At 62.9% G+C, this 22,423-nt stretch carries 22 protein-coding genes and 1 riboswitch; of the genes, 6 read left to right on the top strand and 16 right to left on the bottom strand.

The genetic code is table 11. The annotated features are described in order from the left end of the window. Positions 1-192: 192 nt before the first annotated feature. The 4 genes from H4I99_RS15950 to leuC form a co-directional block, all read right to left on the bottom strand. On the bottom strand, positions 193-738 hold the full coding sequence (locus H4I99_RS15950; protein WP_163902274.1) for a SixA phosphatase family protein: 546 nt from the start codon (positions 736-738) through the stop codon (positions 193-195). Positions 739-877: 139 nt separating this feature from the next. Further along, positions 878-1,708 carry an EamA family transporter gene (locus tag H4I99_RS15945; RefSeq protein WP_163902277.1) on the bottom strand — a complete coding sequence of 277 codons (831 nt, stop codon included), beginning with the start codon at positions 1,706-1,708 and terminating at the stop codon, positions 878-880. A 188-nt stretch (positions 1,709-1,896) separates the two neighbouring features. Next, positions 1,897-2,706 carry a class I SAM-dependent methyltransferase gene (locus tag H4I99_RS15940; RefSeq protein WP_163902279.1) on the bottom strand — a complete coding sequence of 270 codons (810 nt, stop codon included), beginning with the start codon at positions 2,704-2,706 and terminating at the stop codon, positions 1,897-1,899. Positions 2,707-2,866: 160 nt separating this feature from the next. Next, positions 2,867-4,276 (bottom strand): 3-isopropylmalate dehydratase large subunit, encoded by a 1,410-nt coding sequence (leuC, locus tag H4I99_RS15935; protein WP_163902280.1) that lies wholly within the window; start codon positions 4,274-4,276, stop codon positions 2,867-2,869. Between the two features lie 320 nt (positions 4,277-4,596). Between leuC and ppk2 the strand changes: the two genes are divergently transcribed. Next, on the top strand, positions 4,597-5,502 hold the full coding sequence (gene ppk2, locus H4I99_RS15930) for a polyphosphate kinase 2 (RefSeq protein ID WP_163902282.1): 906 nt from the start codon (positions 4,597-4,599) through the stop codon (positions 5,500-5,502). A gap of 18 nt (positions 5,503-5,520) precedes the next feature. Here the strand turns inward: ppk2 and H4I99_RS15925 are convergent, their stop codons facing one another. The 7 genes from H4I99_RS15925 to rplS form a co-directional block, all read right to left on the bottom strand. Continuing rightward, entirely contained in the window at positions 5,521-6,354 is an 834-nt protein-coding gene (locus H4I99_RS15925; RefSeq protein WP_163902284.1) for an amino acid ABC transporter permease, read from the bottom strand. A gap of 27 nt (positions 6,355-6,381) precedes the next feature. Beyond that, positions 6,382-7,179 carry a transporter substrate-binding domain-containing protein gene (locus tag H4I99_RS15920; RefSeq protein WP_163905954.1) on the bottom strand — a complete coding sequence of 266 codons (798 nt, stop codon included), beginning with the start codon at positions 7,177-7,179 and terminating at the stop codon, positions 6,382-6,384. 135 nt (positions 7,180-7,314) lie between these two features. Next, positions 7,315-7,839 (bottom strand): tRNA (N6-threonylcarbamoyladenosine(37)-N6)-methyltransferase TrmO, encoded by a 525-nt coding sequence (gene tsaA / locus H4I99_RS15915; protein ID WP_163902286.1) that lies wholly within the window; start codon positions 7,837-7,839, stop codon positions 7,315-7,317. A gap of 81 nt (positions 7,840-7,920) precedes the next feature. Continuing rightward, the gene (locus H4I99_RS15910) at positions 7,921-9,333 is read right to left on the bottom strand and encodes a PepSY-associated TM helix domain-containing protein (RefSeq protein ID WP_163902287.1); all 1,413 of its coding nucleotides are present in this window, start codon (positions 9,331-9,333) and stop codon (positions 7,921-7,923) included. 8 nt (positions 9,334-9,341) lie between these two features. Further along, positions 9,342-10,016 (bottom strand): Crp/Fnr family transcriptional regulator, encoded by a 675-nt coding sequence (locus H4I99_RS15905; RefSeq protein WP_163902289.1) that lies wholly within the window; start codon positions 10,014-10,016, stop codon positions 9,342-9,344. A gap of 99 nt (positions 10,017-10,115) precedes the next feature. Continuing rightward, on the bottom strand, positions 10,116-10,514 hold the full coding sequence (locus H4I99_RS15900) for a DUF2946 family protein (RefSeq protein WP_186663343.1): 399 nt from the start codon (positions 10,512-10,514) through the stop codon (positions 10,116-10,118). 146 nt (positions 10,515-10,660) lie between these two features. Next, on the bottom strand, positions 10,661-11,197 hold the full coding sequence (rplS, locus tag H4I99_RS15895) for a 50S ribosomal protein L19 (protein WP_099059721.1): 537 nt from the start codon (positions 11,195-11,197) through the stop codon (positions 10,661-10,663). 268 nt (positions 11,198-11,465) lie between these two features. Between rplS and H4I99_RS15890 the strand changes: the two genes are divergently transcribed. Continuing rightward, positions 11,466-12,212 carry a sulfite exporter TauE/SafE family protein gene (locus H4I99_RS15890; protein WP_163902291.1) on the top strand — a complete coding sequence of 249 codons (747 nt, stop codon included), beginning with the start codon at positions 11,466-11,468 and terminating at the stop codon, positions 12,210-12,212. On the opposite strand, the gene trmD is transcribed toward H4I99_RS15890, so the two are convergent. The 5 genes from trmD to ffh form a co-directional block, all read right to left on the bottom strand. Next, entirely contained in the window at positions 12,194-12,895 is a 702-nt protein-coding gene (trmD, locus tag H4I99_RS15885; RefSeq protein WP_163902293.1) for a tRNA (guanosine(37)-N1)-methyltransferase TrmD, read from the bottom strand. The genes H4I99_RS15890 and trmD overlap by 19 nt on opposite strands. Before the next feature lie 7 nt (positions 12,896-12,902). Continuing rightward, positions 12,903-13,472, bottom strand: coding sequence for a ribosome maturation factor RimM (gene rimM / locus H4I99_RS15880; RefSeq protein ID WP_163902294.1), 570 nt, complete (start codon positions 13,470-13,472; stop codon positions 12,903-12,905). 128 nt (positions 13,473-13,600) lie between these two features. Continuing rightward, positions 13,601-13,975: a 30S ribosomal protein S16 gene (gene rpsP / locus H4I99_RS15875; RefSeq protein WP_163902296.1), complete on the bottom strand. Its 375-nt coding sequence runs from the start codon at positions 13,973-13,975 to the stop codon at positions 13,601-13,603. 63 nt (positions 13,976-14,038) lie between these two features. Further along, positions 14,039-14,359 carry a chorismate mutase gene (locus tag H4I99_RS15870; protein WP_163902298.1) on the bottom strand — a complete coding sequence of 107 codons (321 nt, stop codon included), beginning with the start codon at positions 14,357-14,359 and terminating at the stop codon, positions 14,039-14,041. 11 nt (positions 14,360-14,370) lie between these two features. Further along, positions 14,371-15,942, bottom strand: a complete 1,572-nt coding sequence (gene ffh / locus H4I99_RS15865) for a signal recognition particle protein (protein ID WP_163902300.1) — start codon at positions 15,940-15,942, stop codon at positions 14,371-14,373. Between the two features lie 330 nt (positions 15,943-16,272). Here ffh and H4I99_RS15860 point away from each other — a divergent pair, with 330 nt between their 5' ends. From H4I99_RS15860 to mtaB, 4 genes are all read left to right on the top strand, one after another. Further along, complete coding sequence (locus H4I99_RS15860) at positions 16,273-17,280, top strand: MBL fold metallo-hydrolase (protein WP_163902302.1); 1,008 nt, start codon at positions 16,273-16,275, stop codon at positions 17,278-17,280. A gap of 49 nt (positions 17,281-17,329) precedes the next feature. Then, positions 17,330-17,461: riboswitch (TPP riboswitch) on the top strand. Between the two features lie 139 nt (positions 17,462-17,600). After that, complete coding sequence (gene thiC / locus H4I99_RS15855; protein ID WP_163902303.1) at positions 17,601-19,415, top strand: phosphomethylpyrimidine synthase ThiC; 1,815 nt, start codon at positions 17,601-17,603, stop codon at positions 19,413-19,415. Positions 19,416-20,204: 789 nt separating this feature from the next. Further along, positions 20,205-21,110: a diaminopimelate epimerase gene (dapF, locus tag H4I99_RS15850; protein WP_163902305.1), complete on the top strand. Its 906-nt coding sequence runs from the start codon at positions 20,205-20,207 to the stop codon at positions 21,108-21,110. Then, a complete protein-coding gene (mtaB, locus tag H4I99_RS15845) occupies positions 21,032-22,411 on the top strand; it encodes a tRNA (N(6)-L-threonylcarbamoyladenosine(37)-C(2))-methylthiotransferase MtaB (protein ID WP_186663341.1) in 1,380 nt (459 codons plus the stop codon). The genes dapF and mtaB overlap by 79 nt, the downstream gene beginning before the upstream one ends. Positions 22,412-22,423 lie beyond the last annotated feature (12 nt).

The raw sequence follows: 22,423 nt of genomic DNA, 5'->3' as shown, positions 1-22,423 counted from the left end.
GAAACGCCGTCACGCCGGAAGAAACGCTGTCACTTGCGTCTTCGGCGCATATTCGAAGTGCTATGAATACACCGAACTTCACAGACAACGCAAAATCTCGTGAGCGGTTTCAATGGCTCGCCCTGCAACAATGCGTAAAACCCGCACCAAGCGTTTCACGCCCCTCCTGAACGCCGCTCAAGGCCTGCTTACTCAGACAAGGGAACGTGGGGTGACGAAGCGTTCAAGGACACCGGAGGCGGAACCGATCGCCTGCCATGTGTCCGCCGTAAAATCGATCACGGCCAGTCCACCCGTCGGATATTTCTCCGAGATTCTCCGCAGCGCCTCAGGATCGCCGCCACCTATCAGCTTGGCTGCAAGATCCTCCATGCCGGGATTGTGACCGATCATCATGACGACGCGAAAGGCCGGTTCCACGCCTTTGAGGACCGACATCAATGTCTCGGCCGGCGCCTCGTAGATCGCATCGGCATCGCGAACCTCAGGCGCTTGCGAAAACGCCTTCTTCACCCGCCCCCAGGTCTGCTGCGTGCGTTCGGCCGTCGAGACCAGCACGAGGTCGGGAACGAGCCCCTCCCGCTCCAGATAATCTCCCATGAGCGATGCCGCCTTGCGGCCCCTGTCGGCAAGCGGACGCTTCTTGTCGTCCACGCCGTCAGGCCAGTCCGATTTCGCGTGACGAAGCAGGATGAGCCGCCGTCCACCGGCAGGCGCGTCCCTGTTCTTGTTCGACATGACCTCCCCCTCCGCCATGATTCACGTGTGACAATCATGGTTAACAATATGTTGCACCCGGCCCAGCGAGCCGCCCGCTCCCCAAGCTAACGCATGTGGCGCAAAAGTATGCAGCGGTTTTACAATTGAGATCCGGATGTCAGAGGCTGACGCAGATCGCACCCAGCGCGACGATCAGGCAGGCGACGAGCCGCTTGACGGTCAGCCGCTCTCCGAGGAAGAGCGCTCCGATCAAAACGGCGAACACCACGCTCGTCTCGCGCACGGCGGTCACGAGGCCGGCGGGCGCAAAGGAATAGGCGATGACCACGAGGCCATAGGCGATCATCGCCACCACGCCGCCGCCGAAGGCCTTCCATGTGACCGACGAACGAACATCGATGGAAATCCCCTTCCGCAGCACCGCATAGGTGACCGCAAGCATCAGGCCATAGAGGAACAGCACCCACATGGCATAGGCCGCCGGCTGCTGCACGAACTTCACACCCTTGGAATCGACCGTCGAATAACAGGCGATGATCAGTCCGGTCGCAAACGCAAAGAGCAGCGACGAGGTCGCGGCCCGCGTCTTGCCGAGAGAAAGGCTCATGATCCCCGCCGCCACCAGCATAACCCCGATGGTCTGGAATGTTCCGAGGATCTCGCCGAAGAACAGGAAGCCGCCCAGCGTCACCAGGAGCGGTACTGTGCCGCGAACGATGGGATAGACCTGCCCGAGTTCCCCATGCCGGTAGGCGGCCACGAGAAACAGGCTGTAGCCCACCTGCAGCGATGCCGACATCAGGATATAGAACCACGCCTCGCCCTCAGGCAGCGGGAACCAGGCGATGAACGGCAGGGCGACCAGCGTTCCCGCAAGGCTCATCACCGTCACCGACCACAGCCGATCCGCTCCGTTTCTGAGGAACGCATTCCAGCTCGCATGCAGAATGGCCGCGACGAGGGCAAGCACGACGGCAATCGTGCTCACGATACCACCCCGGCAAGACGATGAAAGAGGAAGGACGAGATCGGCGAAAGAGGCATCGGCAAAGGTCAATATGACAGTTTTGTGAAGGCCCGGACCTTAGCCTCTTTCGGCCGCTTTACAATGCCGATTTCGCGCAAAACTATCGAGCGTCGATCCGTTGCACGCAATCGATCAACACGCGGAAACATTCAGCCTCGCGCGGTGATCACATGGGCGCTCAACCCGCCTTCGATCGGCCCCGAACCGAAACGTTTCTCGAGCGCCTCCGCCACCAGCTCGGTAACGGCCTGCAGCTCACCGGGCGCACGCTCCTCGATCTCGTTGCGCATCGGGTTGGCCTGACAGTAGCCCGTGGCCGCATCAAGTGCGGAGGGCGAGCGGCCCGCCAGTTTCAACGTTTCGGTCTCGACAGCCGAAAAGCCGGCTGCTCTCAACTGGCCATCGATCAGCCCGAGATCGTGATAACCATGCGGTGCGCGCCGCATGAACTGCGGAGGATTGTCGGCAAAACGCTTCGACAGGACCTCGCTCACCACGCCGACAAAGGCGTTGTTCTCGATCCCGTCCCAGACGGCAAAGAGATAGGCGCCGCGCGGCTTGAGAACGCGGCGAACCTCGCGATAGGATGCCACCTTGTCGGGAAAGAACATCACCCCGAACTGACAGACCACCGCATCGAACGCATGATCGGCAAAGGGCAGCGCCATCGCATCGGCCTGCTGCCAGAGAACATTCCCGGTCTCCTGCAGCGTCATCGCAAGGTCGATCATTGGCTGGTTAAGATCGGTCGCGGTGATCGCCGTCATCTCAGGCAATTTCTCCGCCATGGCGCGGGTTGCAACGCCCGTTCCCGCGGCGAGCTCCAGAACGGTGGCAGGCCTCAGCACCGCCACCCTCGAAGCCATCTCGCCTGCATACGGAATGAAGATCATCGGCACCATGAACCGCTCGTAAAGCGCGGGAATGCTGCCTGCAAATACCTTGTCGGCCTCGGTCATGGCTGCGTCCTCCCAGACGGGGCGATTATACCGCAGGAGCGCTCCGGCGAGAAGCAGAGCATAGACCTGGGAACCGTGCGTCCCTGAAACGACAAAGGCCGCCCGCATTTCTGCGGGCGGCCCTGACAGCGAGACTTTCAGGCCGGCGGGGCCTTGGATCTCACTTCCAGTCGCGGATATCGACGAAATGGCCGGCAACGGCAGCAGCAGCAGCCATGGCCGGGGAGACCAGATGCGTGCGGCCCTTGTAGCCCTGACGGCCCTCGAAATTGCGGTTCGAGGTCGAGGCGCAGCGCTCGCCCGGCTTCAGCCGGTCGTCGTTCATGGCAAGGCACATGGAGCAGCCCGGCTCGCGCCATTCGAAACCGGCTTCCCTGAAGATCTTGTCGAGGCCTTCGGCTTCAGCCTGTTCCTTGACGAGGCCGGAGCCCGGCACGACCATGGCGGAGACGGTCGATGCGACCTTCTTTCCTTCGATGACAGCGGCGGCAGCGCGCAGGTCCTCGATACGGCCGTTGGTGCAGGAACCGATGAACACGCGGTCGATCGCGATGTCGGTCATCTTGGTTCCGGGGGTGAGGCCCATATAGTCGAGCGCCCGCCACTTGGAGACCCGCTTGGTCTCGTCCTGGATCTCGTCCGGGTTCGGCACGACGCCCTGGATCGACACCACGTCTTCCGGAGACGAGCCCCAGGAAACGATCGGCGGCAGGTTGGCGGCGTCGAGCACGACGGTCCGGTCGAAATGCGCGCCTTCGTCGGTGTGCAGGGTCTTCCAGTAGGCAAGGGCCTGTTCGAGGGTTTCGCCGGTCGGAGCCTTGGGCTTGCCCTTGATATATTCGAAGGTCTTTTCATCCGGCGCGATCAAGCCGGCGCGGGCGCCGCCCTCGATCGTCATGTTGCAGACGGTCATGCGGCCTTCCATCGACAGCGAACGGATCGCCTCGCCGGCAAATTCGATGACGTGGCCGGTGCCGCCGGCGGTGCCGATCTCGCCGATGATGGCGAGGATGATGTCCTTGGCGGTGACGCCTTCCGGAAGCTGGCCGTCGACACGCACCAGCATGTTCTTGGCCTTCTTCTGGATCAGTGTCTGGGTTGCCAGAACGTGTTCCACTTCGGATGTGCCGATACCATGCGCCAGCGCACCGAAGGCGCCGTGCGTCGAGGTGTGGCTGTCGCCGCACACGATGGTCATGCCCGGCAGGGTGAAGCCCTGTTCGGGGCCGACGATGTGCACGATGCCCTGGCGCTTGTCGCGCTCGGAATAGTATTCGACGCCGAATTCAGCGGCATTGTGGGCGAGAGCCTCGACCTGGATGCGGCTTTCCTCGTTCTTGATGCCTTCCAGACGGTCGGCGGTGGTCGGAACGTTGTGGTCTACCACTGCCAGCGTCCGCTGCGGCGCGTGTACCGGCCGGCCGGCCATGCGCAGTCCTTCGAAGGCCTGCGGGCTCGTCACCTCATGCACGAGATGACGGTCGATGTAGAGAAGACAGGTGCCGTCGTCCTGACGGTCGACCAGGTGGTCATCGAAGATCTTGTCGTAAAGTGTACGCGGTGCGCTCATGGCGTGTTTCCATCCGGCTGAAGAAGTGGGATTGGTTCTTGGTATTCTGAAGCGCCGCCGATGCGGCCGGCTACGTTCAGCCTAGGCGGCTGTTAAGCGCTCCGGAGACGCACGCGAAGAACCGTGCCGGCAGACGCTTGTGGTCCTGCAGCACGATGAACTGGTTCGCGAGACATCCGAATTTAGATCCCATGGCGTGGCAATAACAGTTTTCCACAAAATCGGCAACGGATTTGCGTCGTCAGCCGCCTGACACATGTCTGTCATAAAGTGTTCGCGGAAACGTGCTTCATCTGTCGGGCCAAACGGAGGTAGACCGCATGTCCGATCCTATTCACGACGAAATCAGCCGCATCAAGGAAGACATCATCGACAGCTTCGACGAGGAGCTGGAACAACAGATGGAAGAGGAGCGGATGGAAGAGATGGTCGCCGAAGGCCTCTCCGAGCCGACCATCGACCGCCGGATCTATTTCCGTGAACTTTTCCGGCTGCAGCATGAGCTGGTCAGCCTGCAGGACTGGGTCCAGTACAAGAAGCTGAAGGTCGTCGTCCTGTTCGAAGGCCGCGATTCCGCCGGCAAGGGCGGTGCGATCAAGCGCGTCACCCAGCGCCTCAACCCGCGTGTCTGCCGCGTCGTGGCCCTGCCCGCCCCGACCGAGCGTGAAAAGAGCCAGTGGTATTTCCAGCGCTACGTCAACCATCTGCCGGGCGCCGGCGAAATGGTGCTGTTCGACCGCTCCTGGTACAACCGCGCCGGTGTCGAGCGTGTCATGGGTTTCTGCACCCCGGAAGAGCTGGAGGAGTTCTTCCGCTCCGTGCCGGAATTCGAGCGCATGCTGGTCCGCTCCGGCATCATTCTCCTGAAATACTGGTTCTCGATCACAGACGAGGAACAGGAATTCCGCTTCCGCATGCGCATCCACGATCCGCTGAAGCAGTGGAAGCTCTCGCCCATGGACCTGCAGAGCCGCATCCACTGGGAGGAATACACCAAGGCCAAGGAAGACATGCTGGAACACACCCACATTCCGGAAGCGCCATGGTGGGTCGTGCAGGCCGTCGACAAGAAGAAGGCCCGCCTCAACATGATCGCCCACCTTCTCGGACAGATCCCTTATGAGACCGTACCGAAGGAACACATCGTGCTGCCGGAGCGCGTCCGCAACGCCGACTACATCCGTCACCCGGTTCCGCCGGAAATGTATGTGCCGGATGTCTACTGAGGTTAACCGCGCCGGCTGCTATCGGGCGGCGCCTTTCTGGCGCATCCGCTTTTCCACGCGCCGCAGCAGCATGGACAGGCCTATCGTCAGGATAAGATAGATATAGGCGACGATGGAATAGGTCTCGAAGAAGCGGAAGGAACCGGACGCATAGATCTTGCCGGCCTGGCTGATATCGGCGACGCCGAGCACCGAAACCAGCGAACTATCCTTCACCATCGCCACAAAATCGTTGGAGAGCGGCGGAAAGATCACCCGGATGGCCTGCGGAAAGACGATCAGCCGGAAGCGCTGGTAGCGGTTGAGGCCGAGCGACATCGCCGCCTCCACCTGCCCCCTGTCGATCGACTGGAAACCGGCGCGGAAGATTTCGGCGATGAAGGCCGAATAACCAATCATCAGCGCGAAGATCGCCCGCCACATCAGCGACACGTCGCGGACCTGAAGAGCCGACAGCCAGCCGCCTTCGACCAGCGGACCGATCAGGAAATTGTAGAGGCTGACGAAGCCCGGAGCACCGACGAAGGCGATGTAGAACAGAAGGACGAGGATCGGGATGCCGCGGATCACCTCGACATAGAACCGCGCGATCTGCCTGACGATCTGACTGTCGGACATGCCGGCGAGCGCCACCAGCAGGCCGAGCAGCGTCGCCAGCACGAAGCCGACGACGGTCACGAACACCGTCACGCCGATGCCGCGTGAAACGGTGGTGAAGACCTGCGCGTAGAGGTCGTTGACCGCGATGACGGCGGCGATCCCAAGACCGATCGCGACAAGGGCGACCAGCCACCATGGCCGGTCGCCCTCGCCCTTTTCCCTGCCCGCGCCGGGAAGCGTCTGAAAGCCCATCAGCTCATGGCCTCCGGCTTTCGCAAATCACTCGCCCATCTTGTAGTCGAGGAACCACTTCTTGTTCAGCGCGTCGAAGGTGCCATCGGCCTTCAGCGCGGCGATCGCCACGTTGACCGGCGCCACGAGGTCGGAGCCCTTCGGGAAGATGAAACCGAAATCCTCCGCACCCAGCGCACCACCGACGACCTTCAGGCCGCCATTGGATGCATCGACATAGCCCTTGGCGGCAACGCTGTCGGTGAGGACGAGGTCGACGTCGCCGGCTTTCAGCGCCTGAACGGTGGCGCCGAAGGTTTCGAACAGCTTGATGCGCGGGTTCTGCTCGTTGCCGTCGAGGATTTCATAGACGGCGGTGTAGAAGGGCGAGGTGCCCGGCTGCGCGCCGATCAGGCCATCCTTGAATTCGCCGAAGCTCTTGGCGTCCGAAAAACGGCTCTCGTCGCCCCGCACAAGCATGAACTGTTCGGAACGCATGTAGGGATCGGAGAAATCGACCTTTTCCTTGCGGTCGTCCTTGATGGTGATGCCGGTCATGCCGATCTGGTACTGGCCGTCCGACACCGCCTGGATCATCGCGTCCCACGAGGTGTTCTGATACTCGACCTTGAAGTTCAGCCGCTTGGCGATCTCGTTCATCGCGTCATATTCCCAGCCGATGGCCTCACCCGACTTCGGATCGACGAACTGTAGCGGCGGATAGGCGTTTTCCGTGACCACTACAACCGTCTTGCCGCCGAGATCCGGCAGGTCGGCGGCAACGGCAGTGAACGGCAGCAGCGAAAGAACGGACAGACCGGCGAGTACGGCGCGGCGAAGAAGCATCATTGTCTCCCTGATTGTGGCGGGCCGACAGTGTCACAGTTCAATCGCGTCTTGCAAGCGGGCGGCGTTGCGTCCACAGCACCGGGTGAGAAACGGCCTTCTCAATCCCGCACATCCCGCCGAAAAGCCACCCGCTCACGCTTTCTGGCAATGGCTCGCCTGAACGCCGTCACCGACCTCGAAATCGCCCTTCTGCGGCGGGGCGATCGGCTTGAAGAGGTTACGGTCCGGCTTGAGGTCGATGAGCGGTGTCCCGTCGAGGCAATCGAGACCACGAACGAACAACCTGCCACCCTCTATCTTCTCCAGAACGACGATCGAGGTACCGATCGGATTGGGTCTGACCGGCGAGCGGATGGAGAAGGTGCCACGCACCTCGCCATTGTTCCCCGGACTCTGCAGCACGAGATCGCGTCTGGAACGGTCGAGCCAGTAGAGAATTTCCAGCCGCTCGAATGTCTCGACGCCTTCCAGCGCCGGCACCCAGGGTTCGAAGATCTCGATCTCGCAGAGCGGACCATCATGGCGTCCCTGCCGCGGCGTCTCCATCCGCGAGGTCCATGGCGTATGGATGCGGCCGATGAAGACCAGCCAGGCATCGCGGGCCTCCGGCGCCTCGATCTGCACTTCGTTTTCCCGGATCTCGTTCTCACGCACCATTATCATGTCTCCAGCAGGCCTTCCCACGATATATCTGACGGAATACATCGTGGGAAGAACCATATCACCGGTCGCAGGCGTTCAACCGAGCGCCCGCTTCAGCGGCCCGATGTGCCGCAGAACGGCGAAGTCCAGCAGAAGGACGCCGATCAGCACGGCGCCGGTCAGCGGAAAGAGCAGCGATACGGCAAGCATGATGATGGCGCCGGACTTCCACAGCGGGCCGGGCTCTCCGACGCGCGGCGCAAGCAGGCGTGCCCCGGCGCCCTTCGGCCGTCGCATCCACCACATCGCTACACCGGAGACCGCAAGAAAGATCACCGAGAGGCAGAAGATCGTCACGAGGGCGACGTTCCAGGCACCCATGTCGCCTTCATGAAAGGCGATACCGGCAGCCATGGCCTTGCCCGCGACGCCGTAATCGGCAAAGCCGACATCCGCCAGCACCTTGCCGGTATACTGGTCGATATGCACCGTCCGGTCGGACAAGGGATTGCCGCTGTCATTGCTCATGGTATCGCGCGCAATCGTCCAGACACCCGTCTCGCCCGATGGCAGGCCAAGCTGGAAACGACCGTCGAAACCGAGCGAGCGGGCAAGAGCCACGACCGAATCGATATTGACTGCCACCCCTTCCGGAATTCCCGGCACGCCTGCATGCGAGCCGGAGGCCGGCATCGGCGTCTGTTCGAGCGTCCAGGGCACCTCCTTTATGCCACCGTGGTTCATGCTGGCATGGGTGGAATCGGAAAGCGGCACATTGTCCCATTTCTCGGCGGGAAAGGTGCTCCAGGCCTGGGTAAATTTCTCGCCCCATATACCCGCCCAGGTCAGCCCCGACAGCAGGAATACCAGAAGAATGGCGGAAACGTAGAATCCGACCGTCAGGTGCAGCGACTTCCAGAATTGCCGGCCCCTTGCCGAAAGCCTCGGAACCAGCACGCCGGCGAAACTGCCTTCACGAGGCCACCAGAGGTAAAGCCCGGTGATAATCAGCACGACGCCGAACCCGGCGGCGATCTCGATGAGCCTGTCTCCGACATCTCCGATCAAAAGCGTGCCATGGATCGTGTCGGCGAGATCGTAAAGCGCGTTTCGCCGCTGCCAGTCGCCTAGCACCTTGGCCGTATGGGGATCGACGGCGACCATGGTCGATTGATCCCCCTGATTGATGCGGAACACTGCCGGCTGCTCGGGTGTGCGCGGCACGATATATTGGACGAGCGTCCCGCCAGGAATGACGGAGAGCGCCGCTTCGGCCTGCTGCGACACGGCGAGTTCAGGTCCGGCTGACGTCACCTTGTAGTATTTTTCGCCGTCTCGGCCGACGAACACGGCCGACCACAGCATGATGAGACCGGTTACGGCCAGCATGACGAGAAAGGGAGCGACATAGAGCCCGGCGTAGAAATGCCAGCGCCATGCAGTGTTGTAGAAGCGTCGCGAAAACGACGCCGATGCCGGCGCGGCCGGTGTATCGGTCAGGATGGTCATGGGCTTCCTCAAAGGTTGTTGGAATTGTCGAATTGACGCCGGCCAGCGGCGATTGCCTGGAGAACGGTGGGTTGCAGCAGCGTCACGATCTGCGGATCCGTGAAGCCGACGAGGCCGGCCCGCCTGAAGCGCTGGAAACAGCGACTGACGGTTTCGACCGTCAGTCCCAGCCAGTCGGCCATTTCTCCCCGGGTGAGATAGAGATTGAAGGTCGTCGTGCCCTTGCGCTTCGCGCGCGGCCGGGCAAATTGATCGGCAAGGTCGAGAATTGCCGAAGCGACGCGCTCCGGTGCGGTCTTGCGCCCCAATAAAATGGCATGCGACTCGACCCTCAACACCATCTCGTTGACCGCCCCGCGAAACTCGGCCAGGCCGAGTTCACGCGCGGGTTCTATCTGACAATAGGTGAGCGTTTCCGCGGTAGTCCGGTTGTGTTCGCCAAAGACGAGACCGATCAGCCGGCCCGGCCCGACGATGTCGATGATCTGGCGGCGTCCGTCGGAGAGCGATCGGGAAAGGGCAACACAGCCGTCCGTCAGCCGCAATTGCGGCACCGCGTCGAACCCCTCACGGAAGATGACCGTTCGAGGCGCAAGGAATTCCCGGCTGTCGACACGGGTATCGGGGTGCGATTTGGCAGGCAGCGCGCATCCCAGCGCTGCCAAGGATGCAAGTTGGAGCATGGTGAAATCCGGATATCGGACCGGACCTCATGCGCACGGGCACGGCTCCGGCCTGTTGAACGTAACGGACCGCACGGCGGGGCCATGCGGAAACCAGGTTCAGGCGATAGCCGGAAGAGGAGGCGCCCTTGGCGCCGCATTGGGTGGGAAAAGCTGCCTGTAAAGGGCCTCGGCCCGTTCGGGAACGAGGATTTCAAGCGTGACGGAAAGGGTCCGCCCCGTAATGTCCACGGGAGCGGGCAATAGGGTGGAGCCGGCGATAACGCAGGCCTCGCATCCCGTCATGCCCATCTTGTGTCCGGCCTTGCCATCCTCGTCCTGGCCGGGCAGGCAGAGTTCCGGAAGTGTGCCGTCAGGCAGCGTCAGCGCGACGATCTCGGCTGCGGAAAGCGCCGGAACAGCCCCCGCCGGGACCTGATGCGCAAACCCGACGGCAAAGAGCGCCAACACGCACAGGGCGCGTATCGCGGTCTGCCATGTCGGTCGCCTGCGCTGCATCGATGATCCCCTGCCTGAGGGAAGAATTACCAGTCGCATCACTTGGACGCAAGCATCCGGGTCCGCGCCAACAGGTCGCGGAACCGGCCCGAAAACAAAAAAGGCGGCCCGGAGGCCGCCTTCCCAAAACCCGAAATCGGGATTTCTTATTCTGCGGTAGCTTCTGCTGCTGCAGCTGCTTCGGCAGCAGCCTTTGCTTCAGCGGCTTCTGCAGCTGCCTTTTCGGCTGCCAGAGCCTGTGCTGCTGCAACCTTTTCAGCTTCCAGGCGTGCCTTTTCCTCAGCGATTGCGGCGCGCTCGGCGTCGTTCAGCTTGCGGGCGCGGGTGCCGGTGTTCTCAACGATACGAGCCGACTTGCCGCGACGGTCGCGCAGGTAGTAGAGCTTCGCGCGACGGACCTTACCGCGGCGAACGACTTCAACGCCTTCAACCATCGGGGAGTAGACCGGGAATACGCGCTCGACGCCTTCGCCGTAGGAGATCTTGCGAACGGTGAAGCTCTCGTTGAGGCCGCCGCCGGAACGGGCGATGCAGACGCCTTCATAGGCCTGCACGCGGGTACGGTTGCCTTCCGTGACCTTCACGTTGACGCGGACGGTGTCGCCCGGGGAGAATTCAGGAAGCGTACGCTTGGCGGCGATCTTGGCGGCCTGTTCGGCTTCCAGCTGTTCAATGATGTTCATTTGTCTAACCTTCGGTTCTTCTGGAACAGCCAGAGCGCTCAACGGATGATCCTTCGGTCGAAGCCTCCGGATTTGCCTTGTGGGCAGGAGCGGGTACGCATGCTCTTTGTTGTGGCAGACGGGCAAAAGCCCATTTCCGTGGGCGCAAATACACCAAACGCCCCCGGTTGTCACCCCCGGCACAACACTTTTGTCGGAGGCGGCAGTCCGCCGCTTGCCCGCACGAACGGGAAAGCATAAGCCTTACCGCCGTGGACGGGGACACGACATGCCGATTGCGACGATCCTTCTTCTCTTTGCCGCCGGTTTCTTTTCCGGCGTGGTCAATGCGATTGCAGGCGGCGGCACCTTCCTGACCTTCGGCGCGTTGACGCTGGCCGGCCTGCCGCCGATTGCCGCCAACGCCACATCGTCGATCACCCAGTTTCCGGGCTACGTCACCTCGACGCTCGCCTATCTTCGCGAGCTGAAGAGCTTCTGGCAGGGGGCCGTCGTACTCGCCCTCGTTTCGGCGGCGGGGGCGCTCGCCGGCGCGCTCCTCCTGGTTTCGCTGTCCAATCCGACATTTCGCGCCATGGTTCCCTGGCTGCTGATCGCCGCCACGGCCGTCTTCGCGGCCGGGCCGAAGCTCAGACCGAAAACCGTAGGCGAGGGCCATCCGGCGACGCCGCTCGGCCTTGTCCTGCAGACGCTGACGGCCTTTTATGGCGGCTTCTTCGGAGCCGGGATGGGTATCATGATGCTCGCCTCGCTCGGCCTTGCGAGCGGCGGCGATTATCATCGGCTGAACGCCTTGAAGAACTTCCTGTCGATCGTCATCGCGGCGGTGGCGATCTCAGTCTTTGCCACCGCCGGCGCCGTCTCTTGGACTCATGCGCTGGTCATGGTCCCGGCCGTCGCGCTCGGCGGCTATGCCGGCGTCAGCCTCGCCAGGCGGGTCCCCCAGTCGATCCTGCGTTTCCTGGTCGTCGCGGCCGGCCTTCTGCTCGCCGTCTATTATTTCCTGACCGGCTGATCCTCGTCCGCACTTAACAGGTCCGGCCGCCGTTCGGCTGTCAGTTTGACCGCTTCCGCCAGCCGCCATTTCTCGACCGCTGCATGATCCCCCGAGGTCAGCACCGCCGGGATCTCGCGACCCTCGAACACCTGCGGCCGGGTGTAATGCGGATGCTCCAGAAGCCCCGCCTCGAAGCTTTCATGCACGCCGGAAAGCTGGTTGCCCATCACACCGGGCAGGATGCGCACGACCGCATCGAGCAGGGTCAGCGCCGCAGGCTCGCCGCCGGAGAGAATATAGTCCCCGATGGAAACCTCTTCGAGATTGCGGGCATCGATTACCCGCTGGTCGACCCCCTCGAATCGCCCGCAGACGATCACCACGCCTTCGCCGCCGGCGATCTTGCGCACGCGTTCCTGCGTCAGCGGCCGCCCGCGCGGGCTCATCAGCAGGCGCGGACGAGTATCGGCCCCCACCGAATCGATGGCGCGGGCAAGCACATCGGGCTTCAGCACCATGCCGGCCCCGCCGCCGGACGGCGTGTCGTCGACGCTTCGGTGCTTGTCGATGGCGAAGTCGCGGATCTGCACCGCCTCGACCGACCAGTCGCCGCGCTCCAGCGCCCGGCCGGCCAGTGCTGCACCGAGATGGCCCGGAAACATCTCCGGATAAAGGGTCAGAACCGTCGCCTTGAAAGCCATCAGCGTCTCACCCGTCCTTCCTCGGACGCGCCTTCCCGCCGCCATAGGGCTTTTCGTCGTCGTCCTTCAGGCCGGCGGCAATCGGGTCGACGAGGATCTTGCCGCCCTCGAGGTCGATTTCAAGAACGGCCGCCTCGGAGAAGGGAATGAGGACCGGACGCTTGCCGGGACCTTTCAGTTCGAGAAGATCGCCAGCCCCGAAATCGTAGATGCCGGTCACCGCACCGTAGTGGTTGCCCTCGCCATCATGCACTTCGAGGCCCTCGAGGTCGGCATAGTAGAATTCGTCCTCGTCGAGTTCCTCGTCGGGAAGCGCATCGCGGTCGATATAAAGCTCCAGCCCGTTCAGCGCTTCCGCCGCATTGCGATCGTTGACCCCGCGAAACCGCACGATAGCGACATTCTTGCCTTCGCGGATCTCGAGGATTTCGAAGACGCGACCGTCGAGGCTGTGCAGGTTGCCATATTCGCCGAGCGACATGGGATCGCCGGTATAGGCCTTCACCCTGACTTCGCCGCGCAGGCCCTGGGCTGCGCCAATCACGGCCATCAAAACGGGATTTTCTAGTTTTGTCATCGGCTCGGTCGCATTTCGGGCAAGTGTCGGATACCTGCCTTGTAGTGCGAAAGCTGCCGAAAGAAAACGCTAAAACGGGCGGCAGGAGACCTGCCGCCCGTTCAAACCGGACAAATCCGGTGCAAAGATTACTCGGCAGCAGCTTCGGCAGCGGCAGCAGCGAGCTCAGCAGCCTTTGCTTCCTTTTCCTTGACGCGCTCGAGAGCCTTCTTGCCCGGCTTTGCCTTTTCCGGGTTGTTGCGGGCGTCGCGGGTGGCGATACCGGCTTCAGCGAGGAAGCGCAGAACGCGGTCGGTCGGCTGTGCGCCCTTGGCGAGCCATTCCTTGACGCGGTCAACGTTCAGTTCGACGCGCTTTTCGTTGTCCTTGCCGAGCATCGGGTTCCAGGAACCGACCTTTTCCAGGAAACGGCCATCGCGCGGCGAACGGGCGTCGGCGATAACGATCTGGTAGTAGGGGCGCTTCTTGGAACCGCCACGGGCGAGACGAATCTTGAGGGACATGATGTACTCCTTGAGTTTTCTTTGGGCCGCCTTCCAGCGGTCCGGTTCTTGTTGAGGCCGCCGTCAGACGGTCTTTTCGGTTGCACCGCCATGTTCGGCGGCAATGGCTTCATGATGCCGGATGACTTCCGTGATGATGAAGTTCAGGAACTTCTCGGCGAAATCCGGATCCAGATGCGCGTCCTGTGCCAGCCGGCGCAGGCGAGCGATCTGGTATTCCTCGCGCGCCGGGTCGGCCGGCGGTAGATCGTATTTGGCCTTCAGCATGCCCACTGCCTTGGTGCAGCGGAAGCGTTCGGCCAGAATGTGCACCAGTGCGGCATCGATGTTGTCGATCGACTGGCGATAACTGGAAAGCTGTTCCTTGACGGCTTGATCGACCATCTGTCTCCCCCTCACTTCTTCTTCGGCAGGCCCGGCAGACCGCTGAGACCGGGAAGCTTCGCTCCACCGAGACCCGGCAGCCCTCCGCCACCGAGACCCGGAAGGCCACCCATGCCGCCGAGACCCGGCGGCGGCTTGAGGCCGGCGGCTTCCGCCTGCTTGGCCAGTGCTTCGAGCTGCTTCGGGTCCATGCTGGAGAGGTCGGGCATGCCGCCCATACCGCTGCCGAGCCCCATCTTGGAGGCAAGACCGCCCATCATCTGCTTCATCATCCCGCCTTTGCCCTTGCCGCCCATCATCTTCATCATGTCGGCCATCTGGCGGTGCATTTTCAGAAGCTTGTTGATCTCGGCGGCGTCCGTGCCGGAGCCTGCCGCGATGCGCTTCTTGCGGGAATGCTTGAGAATGTCGGGATTGGCGCGCTCGGCCCGGGTCATCGAGGAAATGATGGCGATCTGGCGGTCGAACAGCTTGTCGTTCAGACCGGCCGACGCCATCTTGTCCTTCATGCCGGACATGCCGGGCATCAGGCCCATGATGCCGCCCATGCCGCCCATCTTCTTCATCTGCTTGAGCTGCTCGGACAGGTCATCGAGGTCGAACTTGCCCTTGGCCATCTTGGCGGCCATGGCCGCCGCCTTCTCGGCGTCGATCGTCTCGGCCGCCTTTTCGACCAGCGAGACGATGTCGCCCATGCCGAGGATGCGGTCGGCGATACGCCGGGGATGGAACTCCTCGAGTTCCGTCATCTTTTCGCCCACGCCGATCAGCTTGATCGGCTTGCCGGTGACGGCGCGCATCGAAAGGGCGGCGCCGCCGCGGCCATCGCCGTCCATGCGGGTCAAGACGAGGCCGGTAATGCCGACGCGCTCGTCGAAATTGCGGGCGAGATTGACGGCGTCCTGACCGGTCAGGCTGTCGGCGACGAGCAGGATTTCATGCGGCTTCGACTTGGCCTTGATCTCGGCCATCTCGACCATCAGCGGCTCGTCGATATGGGTACGGCCGGCGGTGTCGAGGATGACGATGTCGTGGCCGCCGAGCTTCGCCGCCTGCACGGCGCGCGATGCGATGTCGGTCGGCGACTGGCCGGCGATCACCGGAAGCGTGTCGATCCCGGTCTGCGCTCCGAGCTGGCGAAGCTGTTCCTGGGCGGCCGGGCGTCGCGTATCGAGCGACGCCATCAACACCTTCTTCTTCTCCCGCTCGGTCAGCCGCTTGGCGATCTTGCCGGTGGTGGTGGTCTTGCCCGAGCCCTGCAGGCCGACCATCATGATGACGACCGGAGCCGCCGCATTGAGGTCGATGCCGACGCCCTCGGATCCCAGCATCTCGACGAGTTCGTCATGGACGATCTTGACGACCATCTGGCCGGGCTTGATCGATTTCAGGACCGCGGCGCCGACGGCCTTTTCCCGCACCTTGTCGGTGAAGGAGCGCACCACTTCCAGCGCCACGTCGGCTTCCAGAAGCGCACGACGCACCTCGCGCAGCGCGGCGGAGACATCCGCCTCGGACAATGCGCCACGGCCGGTCAGTCCATTCAGAATGGATCCAAGGCGGTCCTGGAGGTTTTCAAACATCGGCTCTTCCTTATCGTTCCGGTTTCGTCGCTTGCCCCGGAACGTTGGTCTTTTTCCCGCCGAAAACAAGACGCAAAGCCAAAAAGCACCCGAGGGCGCATCGCGCTGTCGGGTGTTGACCTCCGGGATCTCTTTATACCTGTCAGGGTCCCGGTCGGCGGCTCGGAGTTCTTGTCTCGTCGCAGATTTCGCCGCGATAAACAGGAAATGCCCGGGAAAGTCAAGGCTTGCCGGGAAATGGACGCAAAAGCGGGCATTTTGCGCAATGCCTCTTCCAAACCGGCCACCCCGTTCCCAGATGCATGTCTTCATCGACAACGGCAAGGCACCATGGCGAGAAAACCGGCCAATCCCTATTATTCAGGCCCCGTCACCGATCATTTCGACGGCATCCGCTTCTTCAACCCGGAAGGTGTGGAACCCGGCAATCTCCGCGATCTCTGGAAATGGCGGACCAACGGCGAGCGCGCCCGCTGGCCGAAGCGGGTCGAACGCCCGTCGCAGCCGGCAGCGCCTGCCGAACGCATCGGCGGCGACGGCCTGCGCGTCACCATGATCGGCCATGCCAGCCTGCTGATCCAGGTCGCCGGCCTCAACATCCTCACCGATCCCGTCTGGTCGGAACGCGCCAGCCCCTTTTCCTTCGCCGGGCCGAAACGGGTCATCGAACCGGGCATCCCCTTCGAGGCTCTGCCGCCGATAGACCTCGTGATCGTCACCCACAATCACTACGACCATCTCGATCTTCAAACGCTTTCCCGCCTCGGCAAGCGTCATGCACCGCAGGTCGTCACCCCCCTCGGCAACGACCCGCTGATCCGCAAGGCCATGCCCGAGGCCGTGATTTCGGTCATGGACTGGGGCGACCGCATCGCGCTTTCCGACGGCGTTTCCATCGATGCGGAACCCTGCCATCACTGGTCGGCGCGCGGCATGAACGACCGACGCATGGCGCTCTGGGCCGCCTTCGTCATCTCGACACCGGCCGGCAAGGTCTACCATATCGGCGACACCGGCTTTCACGACGGCATCAACTACAAGGCCGCCGCCGCAAAACACGGCGCCTTCCGCCTCGCCGTGCTGCCGATCGGCGCCTACGAGCCGCGCTGGTTCATGAAGGGGCAGCACCAGAACCCCGAGGAAGCCGTCGCCGGCATGCGGCTCTGCAACGCGGCCTATGCCGTCGGCCACCATTTCGGCACCTTCCAGCTCACCGATGAGGCCATCGAAGCGCCGGTGGAACACCTGTCGCAAGCCCTTGCCGCTGAGGGCGTGGAGCCGCAACGCTTCCGTCCCTTGCGTGCCGGCGAAGCCTTCGACGTGCCGCCCGTGGCGTGAACTCTTTCCTCCGGCCGTTGACAGGCGCGCCGGAATTTTCGAAAATCATCGAATTCACCAGGGGTGTCCCGACAAGGGGCTGAGATTCCGCTGGGCCATCCAACATGACAGATGGCAGCGCGGTGACCCGTTGAACCTGATCCAGTTCATACTGGCGTAGGGACGGTGCGAGCGCTGCCAGATCGATTCCGAACAAGAAGCCCCTGGGTTTATTCGGAACGGCTCGGGCGAAGACGGATCCGGAAAGGGATCCGCAGGGCGCATTCCATCATTCCGGCTGACATGACTGGGTCTCCAACATCAAACCTTGGAGCTCCACGATGAATATCGCCCCGCAGATCGTAAAACCCGAAATCACCACGGACCCTCTTCCCGCCTCGACCCGGATCTACATTCCCGGCGAGATCCACCCGGCAATCCGCGTCCCCATGCGCCAGATCGCCGTCCACCCGACCGCCGGAGAACCACCGGTTAACGTCTACGACACCTCCGGCCCTTACACCGACCCCGCTTGCGACATCGCCATCGACCGAGGCCTCGCGCGTCTCAGGGCCGAATGGATCGCGGCCCGCGGCGACGTCGAGACCTATGAAGGACGCATCGTGAAGCCGGAGGACAACGGTTTCGTCTCGCCCGAAAAGCTGACACCTGAATTTCCGCTCCGCCATGCGCCGCTGCGCGCCAGAGACGGCAAGGCCGTCACCCAGCTCGCCTATGCCCGCGCCGGCATCGTCACGCCGGAGATGGAGTTCGTCGCCATCCGCGAAAATCTCGGTCGCAAGGCGATGAGGGATGCTTCCCTCCCCACGCCCCGCGACGGCGAAAGCTTCGGCGCCCATATTCCCGACTTCGTCACCCCCGAATTCGTCCGTCAGGAAGTGGCCTCCGGCCGCGCCATCATCCCCGCCAACATCAACCACCCGGAAAGCGAGCCGATGGCGATCGGCCGCAATTTCCTCGTGAAGATCAACGCCAATATCGGCAATTCCGCCGTCACCTCGTCGATGGCCGAGGAAGTGGAGAAGATGGTCTGGGCGATCCGCTGGGGCGCCGACACGGTGATGGATCTCTCCACCGGCCGCAACATCCATAACATCCGCGACTGGATCGTGAGAAATGCGCCCGTGCCGATCGGCACGGTGCCGCTCTATCAGGCGCTGGAAAAGGTCGGCGGCATCGCCGAAAACCTGAGCTGGGAGGTCTATCGCGATACGCTCATCGAGCAGGCAGAACAGGGCGTCGACTATTTCACCATCCATGCCGGCGTGCGCCTCGCCTATATCCCGCTCACCATCGACCGCGTCACCGGCATCGTTTCGCGTGGCGGCTCCATCATGGCCAAGTGGTGTCTGCATCATCACCGGGAGAGCTTCCTCTACGAGCATTTCGAGGAGATCTGCGATATTGCCCGCGCCTATGACGTATCCTTCTCGCTGGGTGACGGCCTGCGCCCCGGCTCGATCGCCGATGCCAATGACCGCGCGCAGTTCGCCGAACTCGAAACGCTGGGCGAACTGACGAAGATCGCCTGGGCGAAGGACTGCCAGGTGATGATCGAGGGTCCAGGCCATGTTCCCATGCACAAGATCAGGGAGAACATGGACAAGCAGCTGAAAGTCTGCGGCGAGGCCCCGTTCTACACGCTCGGGCCGCTGACCACCGACATCGCGCCGGGTTACGACCACATCACATCGGGCATCGGCGCGGCGATGATCGGCTGGTTCGGTACGGCCATGCTCTGCTACGTCACGCCGAAGGAGCATCTCGGCCTTCCCGACCGAAACGATGTGAAGGTGGGCGTCATCACCTACAAGATCGCCGCCCACGCCGCCGATCTCGCCAAGGGACATCCGGCGGCAAGGATCCGTGACGACGCGCTGTCGCGCGCCCGCTTCGAGTTCCGCTGGGAAGACCAGTTCAACCTGTCACTCGATCCCGATACCGCCCGCTCGATGCATGACGAGACCCTGCCGAAGGAGGCCCACAAGGTCGCCCATTTCTGCTCCATGTGCGGCCCGAAATTCTGCTCCATGCGGATTTCCCACGACATCCGGGCGGAGGCCCAGAAGGAAGGCATGGAAGCCATGGCCGCGAAATACCGCGACGGCGGCGATCTCTACATGCCAAAGGCATAAACCGTTCGCCCGCTTCGCCCGGCTTTGCCCCTCTGTCACCCTTCTTCCCGCTTGCGGGGAGAAGGTCCCGGCAGGGGGATGAGGGGCAGGCTTCACCTCGTTTCGCAGTGTCCACTTTCTTCCCCGTTTTCCCGCAAAATCCCCGCCCCTTGCGTCCGTGCCTACAATCCATCCGTCCCGTCGCGGTTACACCGGTTTGCGTTGCCGGCGAGGCGGGACCGGTGATCCGGTGGTCTGTTCGAAACGCGGAACAGGTTCCGGGGGCTGGATGAGAATGGTCTCCCTCTCGCCTGAAACAGGGCGGGGCGTGCCTGCAGGGCACACATGACTGGACCGGCGACTGGCCGCCAAAACGGCCTTTCGTGGCGTCACGAACGAAAATGTTCGCGAGCGCAACCCTGGAAAGGTGCCGTCATCCGCGCAGAGAGACCGAGTTCGTCCGGAAAAACACACCGAACGGGGCGCCGGAAGGTGTCACTTATTTTTACTTTACGAGGCAGCTTCCAGCGCCCCGACCGATCCCTTGGCCGGATGGCCGGAAAGGGGAACCGAAGTGACCCCAACCACGCGACCGGAAGGTCCGCGCGGCGCATTCGCTCGTGTAACGGGAGGTGCACTGGTAATTTCCGCCCTTTTCCGCCATATAGACGGCAATGGAGCATAATCCGACCGGAGTGAAACGAGGATCGATAAGATTATGCTTCAAACAGAAAGGGCTTAGAGTGCCGATCTGATTCAATCAGATCGAACAGCGCTCTAGCGCAAGGAATGACTTTCAGGAAAGACACGATGGCAGCAACGGTCGAATTCGCGAAGATGAACGGGCTTGGCAACAAGATCCTCGTCGTCGACATGCGCGGCCGTGGCGACCGGGTAACTCCGGAGGCAGCCGTCGCCCTTGCCGGCGAAGCCGAGACCAGCTTCGACCAGATCATGGCGATCCACGATCCGAAGATCGACGGCACCGACGCCTATATCGACATCATCAACTGCGACGGTTCCAGGGCGCAGGCCTGCGGCAACGGCACGCGCTGCGTCGTGCAGGCGCTTGCCGCCGAAACCGGCCGCAAGGCCTTCACCTTCCAGACCGTCGCCGGCATCCTCAACGCCGTGGAACATGAGGACGGCATGATTTCCGTCGACATGGGCAAGCCGGTGTTCGAATGGAACCGCATTCCGCTGTCGGAAGAATTCCACGACACCAGCCGCATCGAACTGCAGATCGGTCCGATCGACGATCCGGTCCTGCATTCGCCCTCCGTCGCCTCCATGGGCAATCCGCATGCGATCTTCTGGGTCGACCGCGATCCCATGTCCTTCGATCTCGCCCGCTTCGGACCGCTGCTCGAAAACCATCCGATGTTTCCCGAAAAGGCGAACATCACGCTCGCCCAGGTCACCGGCAGGGATCGCCTGCGCACCCGCACATGGGAGCGCGGCGCGGGCCTGACGCTCGCCTGCGGTTCCGCCGCCTGCGCCGCCGGCGTCTCGGCCGCGCGCACCGGACGGACCGGCCGCAAGGTGACAATCGACGTTGCGTCCAGCCCCAGCCGCCAGCCCCTCGTGATCGAATGGCGCGAGCGCGACGATCACGTCGTCATGACGGGCCCCGCCGAATGGGAATGGTCCGGCCATCTCGATCCGGTAACCGGCTCCTTCGAGCGCGACGCGGAAGCCGGGGCCTCGGCAAGGTGAGCCGCGACGCTTCGAGCGCGGACGGACAGGGCGGCATCGACGTCGTCACCTTCGGCTGTCGGCTCAACACCTATGAATCCGAGGTGATGAAGGCGGAGGCCACGAAAGCGGGGCTGAACGGCGCAATCCTGTTCAACACCTGCGCTGTCACCGGCGAGGCGGTGCGGCAGGCTCGTCAGGCGATCCGCAAGGCACGGCGCGAAAATCCGGAAATCCGCATCATCGTCACCGGCTGCGCCGCCCAGACCGACGCGGCGGGCTTTGCCGCCATGCCGGAAGTCGACGCCGTGCTCGGCAACGAGGAAAAGCTGCGCTCCGAAAGCTATCGCGCCCTGCCCGATTTCGGCATTTCCTCCGAGGAGAAGGTTCGCGTCAACGACATCATGAGTGTGACCGAGACCGCCCCGCAGATGGTCGGCCATCTCGACGGTCATGTCCGCGGCTTCATTCAGGTGCAGAATGGCTGCGACCACCGCTGCACCTTCTGCATCATCCCCTTCGGCCGCGGCAATTCGCGGTCCGTGCCGATGGGCGCGGTGGTCGAACAGGCCCGCAAGCTGGCCGAAAACGGCTACCGCGAAGTGGTGCTGACCGGTGTCGATGCCACCTCCTACGGCGCCGATCTGCCGGGGGAGCCGACACTCGGCCTGCTCGCCAAAACGCTCCTGAAGCAGGTGCCGGAGATTCTCAGACTCAGGCTCTCCTCTATCGACAGCATCGAGGTCGACCGGCACCTCCTCGACCTGATCGCCGAGGAGCCGCGCTTCATGCCGCACCTGCACCTCTCGCTGCAGCATGGCGACGACCTGATCCTCAAGCGGATGAAACGGCGTCACAGCCGCGCCGACGCGCTGAAATTCGTGTCGCACGTGAAACAATTGCGCCCCGGCATGAGTTTCGGAGCCGATATGATCGCCGGCTTCCCGACCGAAACCGAGGAAATGGCTGCAAATTCCGCCCGCCTTGCGGAAGAGATCGGGATTTCCCAGCTTCACGTCTTTCCCTACAGCCCGCGTCCCGACACGCCCGCCGCCCGCATGCCGCAGCTCGACCGCCGTCTCGTCAAGGAGCGCGCCGCCCGGCTGCGCGAAACGGCGGAGAAGCTTCAGGCCCGCCACCTCGCCGCAATGGTCGGCACACGACAGACGGTGCTTGTGGAAATGAGCGGCATGGCCCATACGGAAAACTTCGCGCTCGTTGCCACGCCCGGCTTCCAGCCGCGCGACCTTGTGACGGTCACGATCACCGGCCACAATGGCCGCCACCTCGACATTCAACCGGCCTCAGCCTCGGCCGCCTGATCGGGAAAACCG

It is taken from the genome of Paenirhizobium daejeonense (assembly GCF_014280875.1).
Lineage (GTDB): Bacteria > Pseudomonadota > Alphaproteobacteria > Rhizobiales > Rhizobiaceae > Allorhizobium > Allorhizobium daejeonense.
This window is presented reverse-complemented; position numbering and strand designations above follow the sequence as displayed.

Excerpts from the sequence above, each read along its gene's own strand:
- H4I99_RS15950 (WP_163902274.1), bottom strand. The coding sequence starts at position 738 with ATGTCGAACAAGAACAGGGACGCGCCTGCCGGTGGACGGCGGCTCATC.
- H4I99_RS15940 (WP_163902279.1), bottom strand. The coding sequence starts at position 2,706 with ATGACCGAGGCCGACAAGGTATTTGCAGGCAGCATTCCCGCGCTTTAC.
- leuC (WP_163902280.1), bottom strand. The coding sequence starts at position 4,276 with ATGAGCGCACCGCGTACACTTTACGACAAGATCTTCGATGACCACCTG.
- ppk2 (WP_163902282.1), top strand. The coding sequence starts at position 4,597 with ATGTCCGATCCTATTCACGACGAAATCAGCCGCATCAAGGAAGACATC.
- H4I99_RS15925 (WP_163902284.1), bottom strand. The coding sequence starts at position 6,354 with ATGGGCTTTCAGACGCTTCCCGGCGCGGGCAGGGAAAAGGGCGAGGGC.
- H4I99_RS15920 (WP_163905954.1), bottom strand. The coding sequence starts at position 7,179 with ATGCTTCTTCGCCGCGCCGTACTCGCCGGTCTGTCCGTTCTTTCGCTG.
- tsaA (WP_163902286.1), bottom strand. The coding sequence starts at position 7,839 with ATGGTGCGTGAGAACGAGATCCGGGAAAACGAAGTGCAGATCGAGGCG.
- H4I99_RS15910 (WP_163902287.1), bottom strand. The coding sequence starts at position 9,333 with ATGACCATCCTGACCGATACACCGGCCGCGCCGGCATCGGCGTCGTTT.
- H4I99_RS15905 (WP_163902289.1), bottom strand. The coding sequence starts at position 10,016 with ATGCTCCAACTTGCATCCTTGGCAGCGCTGGGATGCGCGCTGCCTGCC.
- H4I99_RS15900 (WP_186663343.1), bottom strand. The coding sequence starts at position 10,514 with ATGCAGCGCAGGCGACCGACATGGCAGACCGCGATACGCGCCCTGTGC.
- rplS (WP_099059721.1), bottom strand. The coding sequence starts at position 11,197 with ATGAACATCATTGAACAGCTGGAAGCCGAACAGGCCGCCAAGATCGCC.
- H4I99_RS15890 (WP_163902291.1), top strand. The coding sequence starts at position 11,466 with ATGCCGATTGCGACGATCCTTCTTCTCTTTGCCGCCGGTTTCTTTTCC.
- trmD (WP_163902293.1), bottom strand. The coding sequence starts at position 12,895 with ATGGCTTTCAAGGCGACGGTTCTGACCCTTTATCCGGAGATGTTTCCG.
- rimM (WP_163902294.1), bottom strand. The coding sequence starts at position 13,472 with ATGACAAAACTAGAAAATCCCGTTTTGATGGCCGTGATTGGCGCAGCC.
- rpsP (WP_163902296.1), bottom strand. The coding sequence starts at position 13,975 with ATGTCCCTCAAGATTCGTCTCGCCCGTGGCGGTTCCAAGAAGCGCCCC.
- H4I99_RS15870 (WP_163902298.1), bottom strand. The coding sequence starts at position 14,359 with ATGGTCGATCAAGCCGTCAAGGAACAGCTTTCCAGTTATCGCCAGTCG.
- ffh (WP_163902300.1), bottom strand. The coding sequence starts at position 15,942 with ATGTTTGAAAACCTCCAGGACCGCCTTGGATCCATTCTGAATGGACTG.
- H4I99_RS15860 (WP_163902302.1), top strand. The coding sequence starts at position 16,273 with ATGGCGAGAAAACCGGCCAATCCCTATTATTCAGGCCCCGTCACCGAT.
- thiC (WP_163902303.1), top strand. The coding sequence starts at position 17,601 with ATGAATATCGCCCCGCAGATCGTAAAACCCGAAATCACCACGGACCCT.
- dapF (WP_163902305.1), top strand. The coding sequence starts at position 20,205 with ATGGCAGCAACGGTCGAATTCGCGAAGATGAACGGGCTTGGCAACAAG.
- mtaB (WP_186663341.1), top strand. The coding sequence starts at position 21,032 with ATGGGAATGGTCCGGCCATCTCGATCCGGTAACCGGCTCCTTCGAGCG.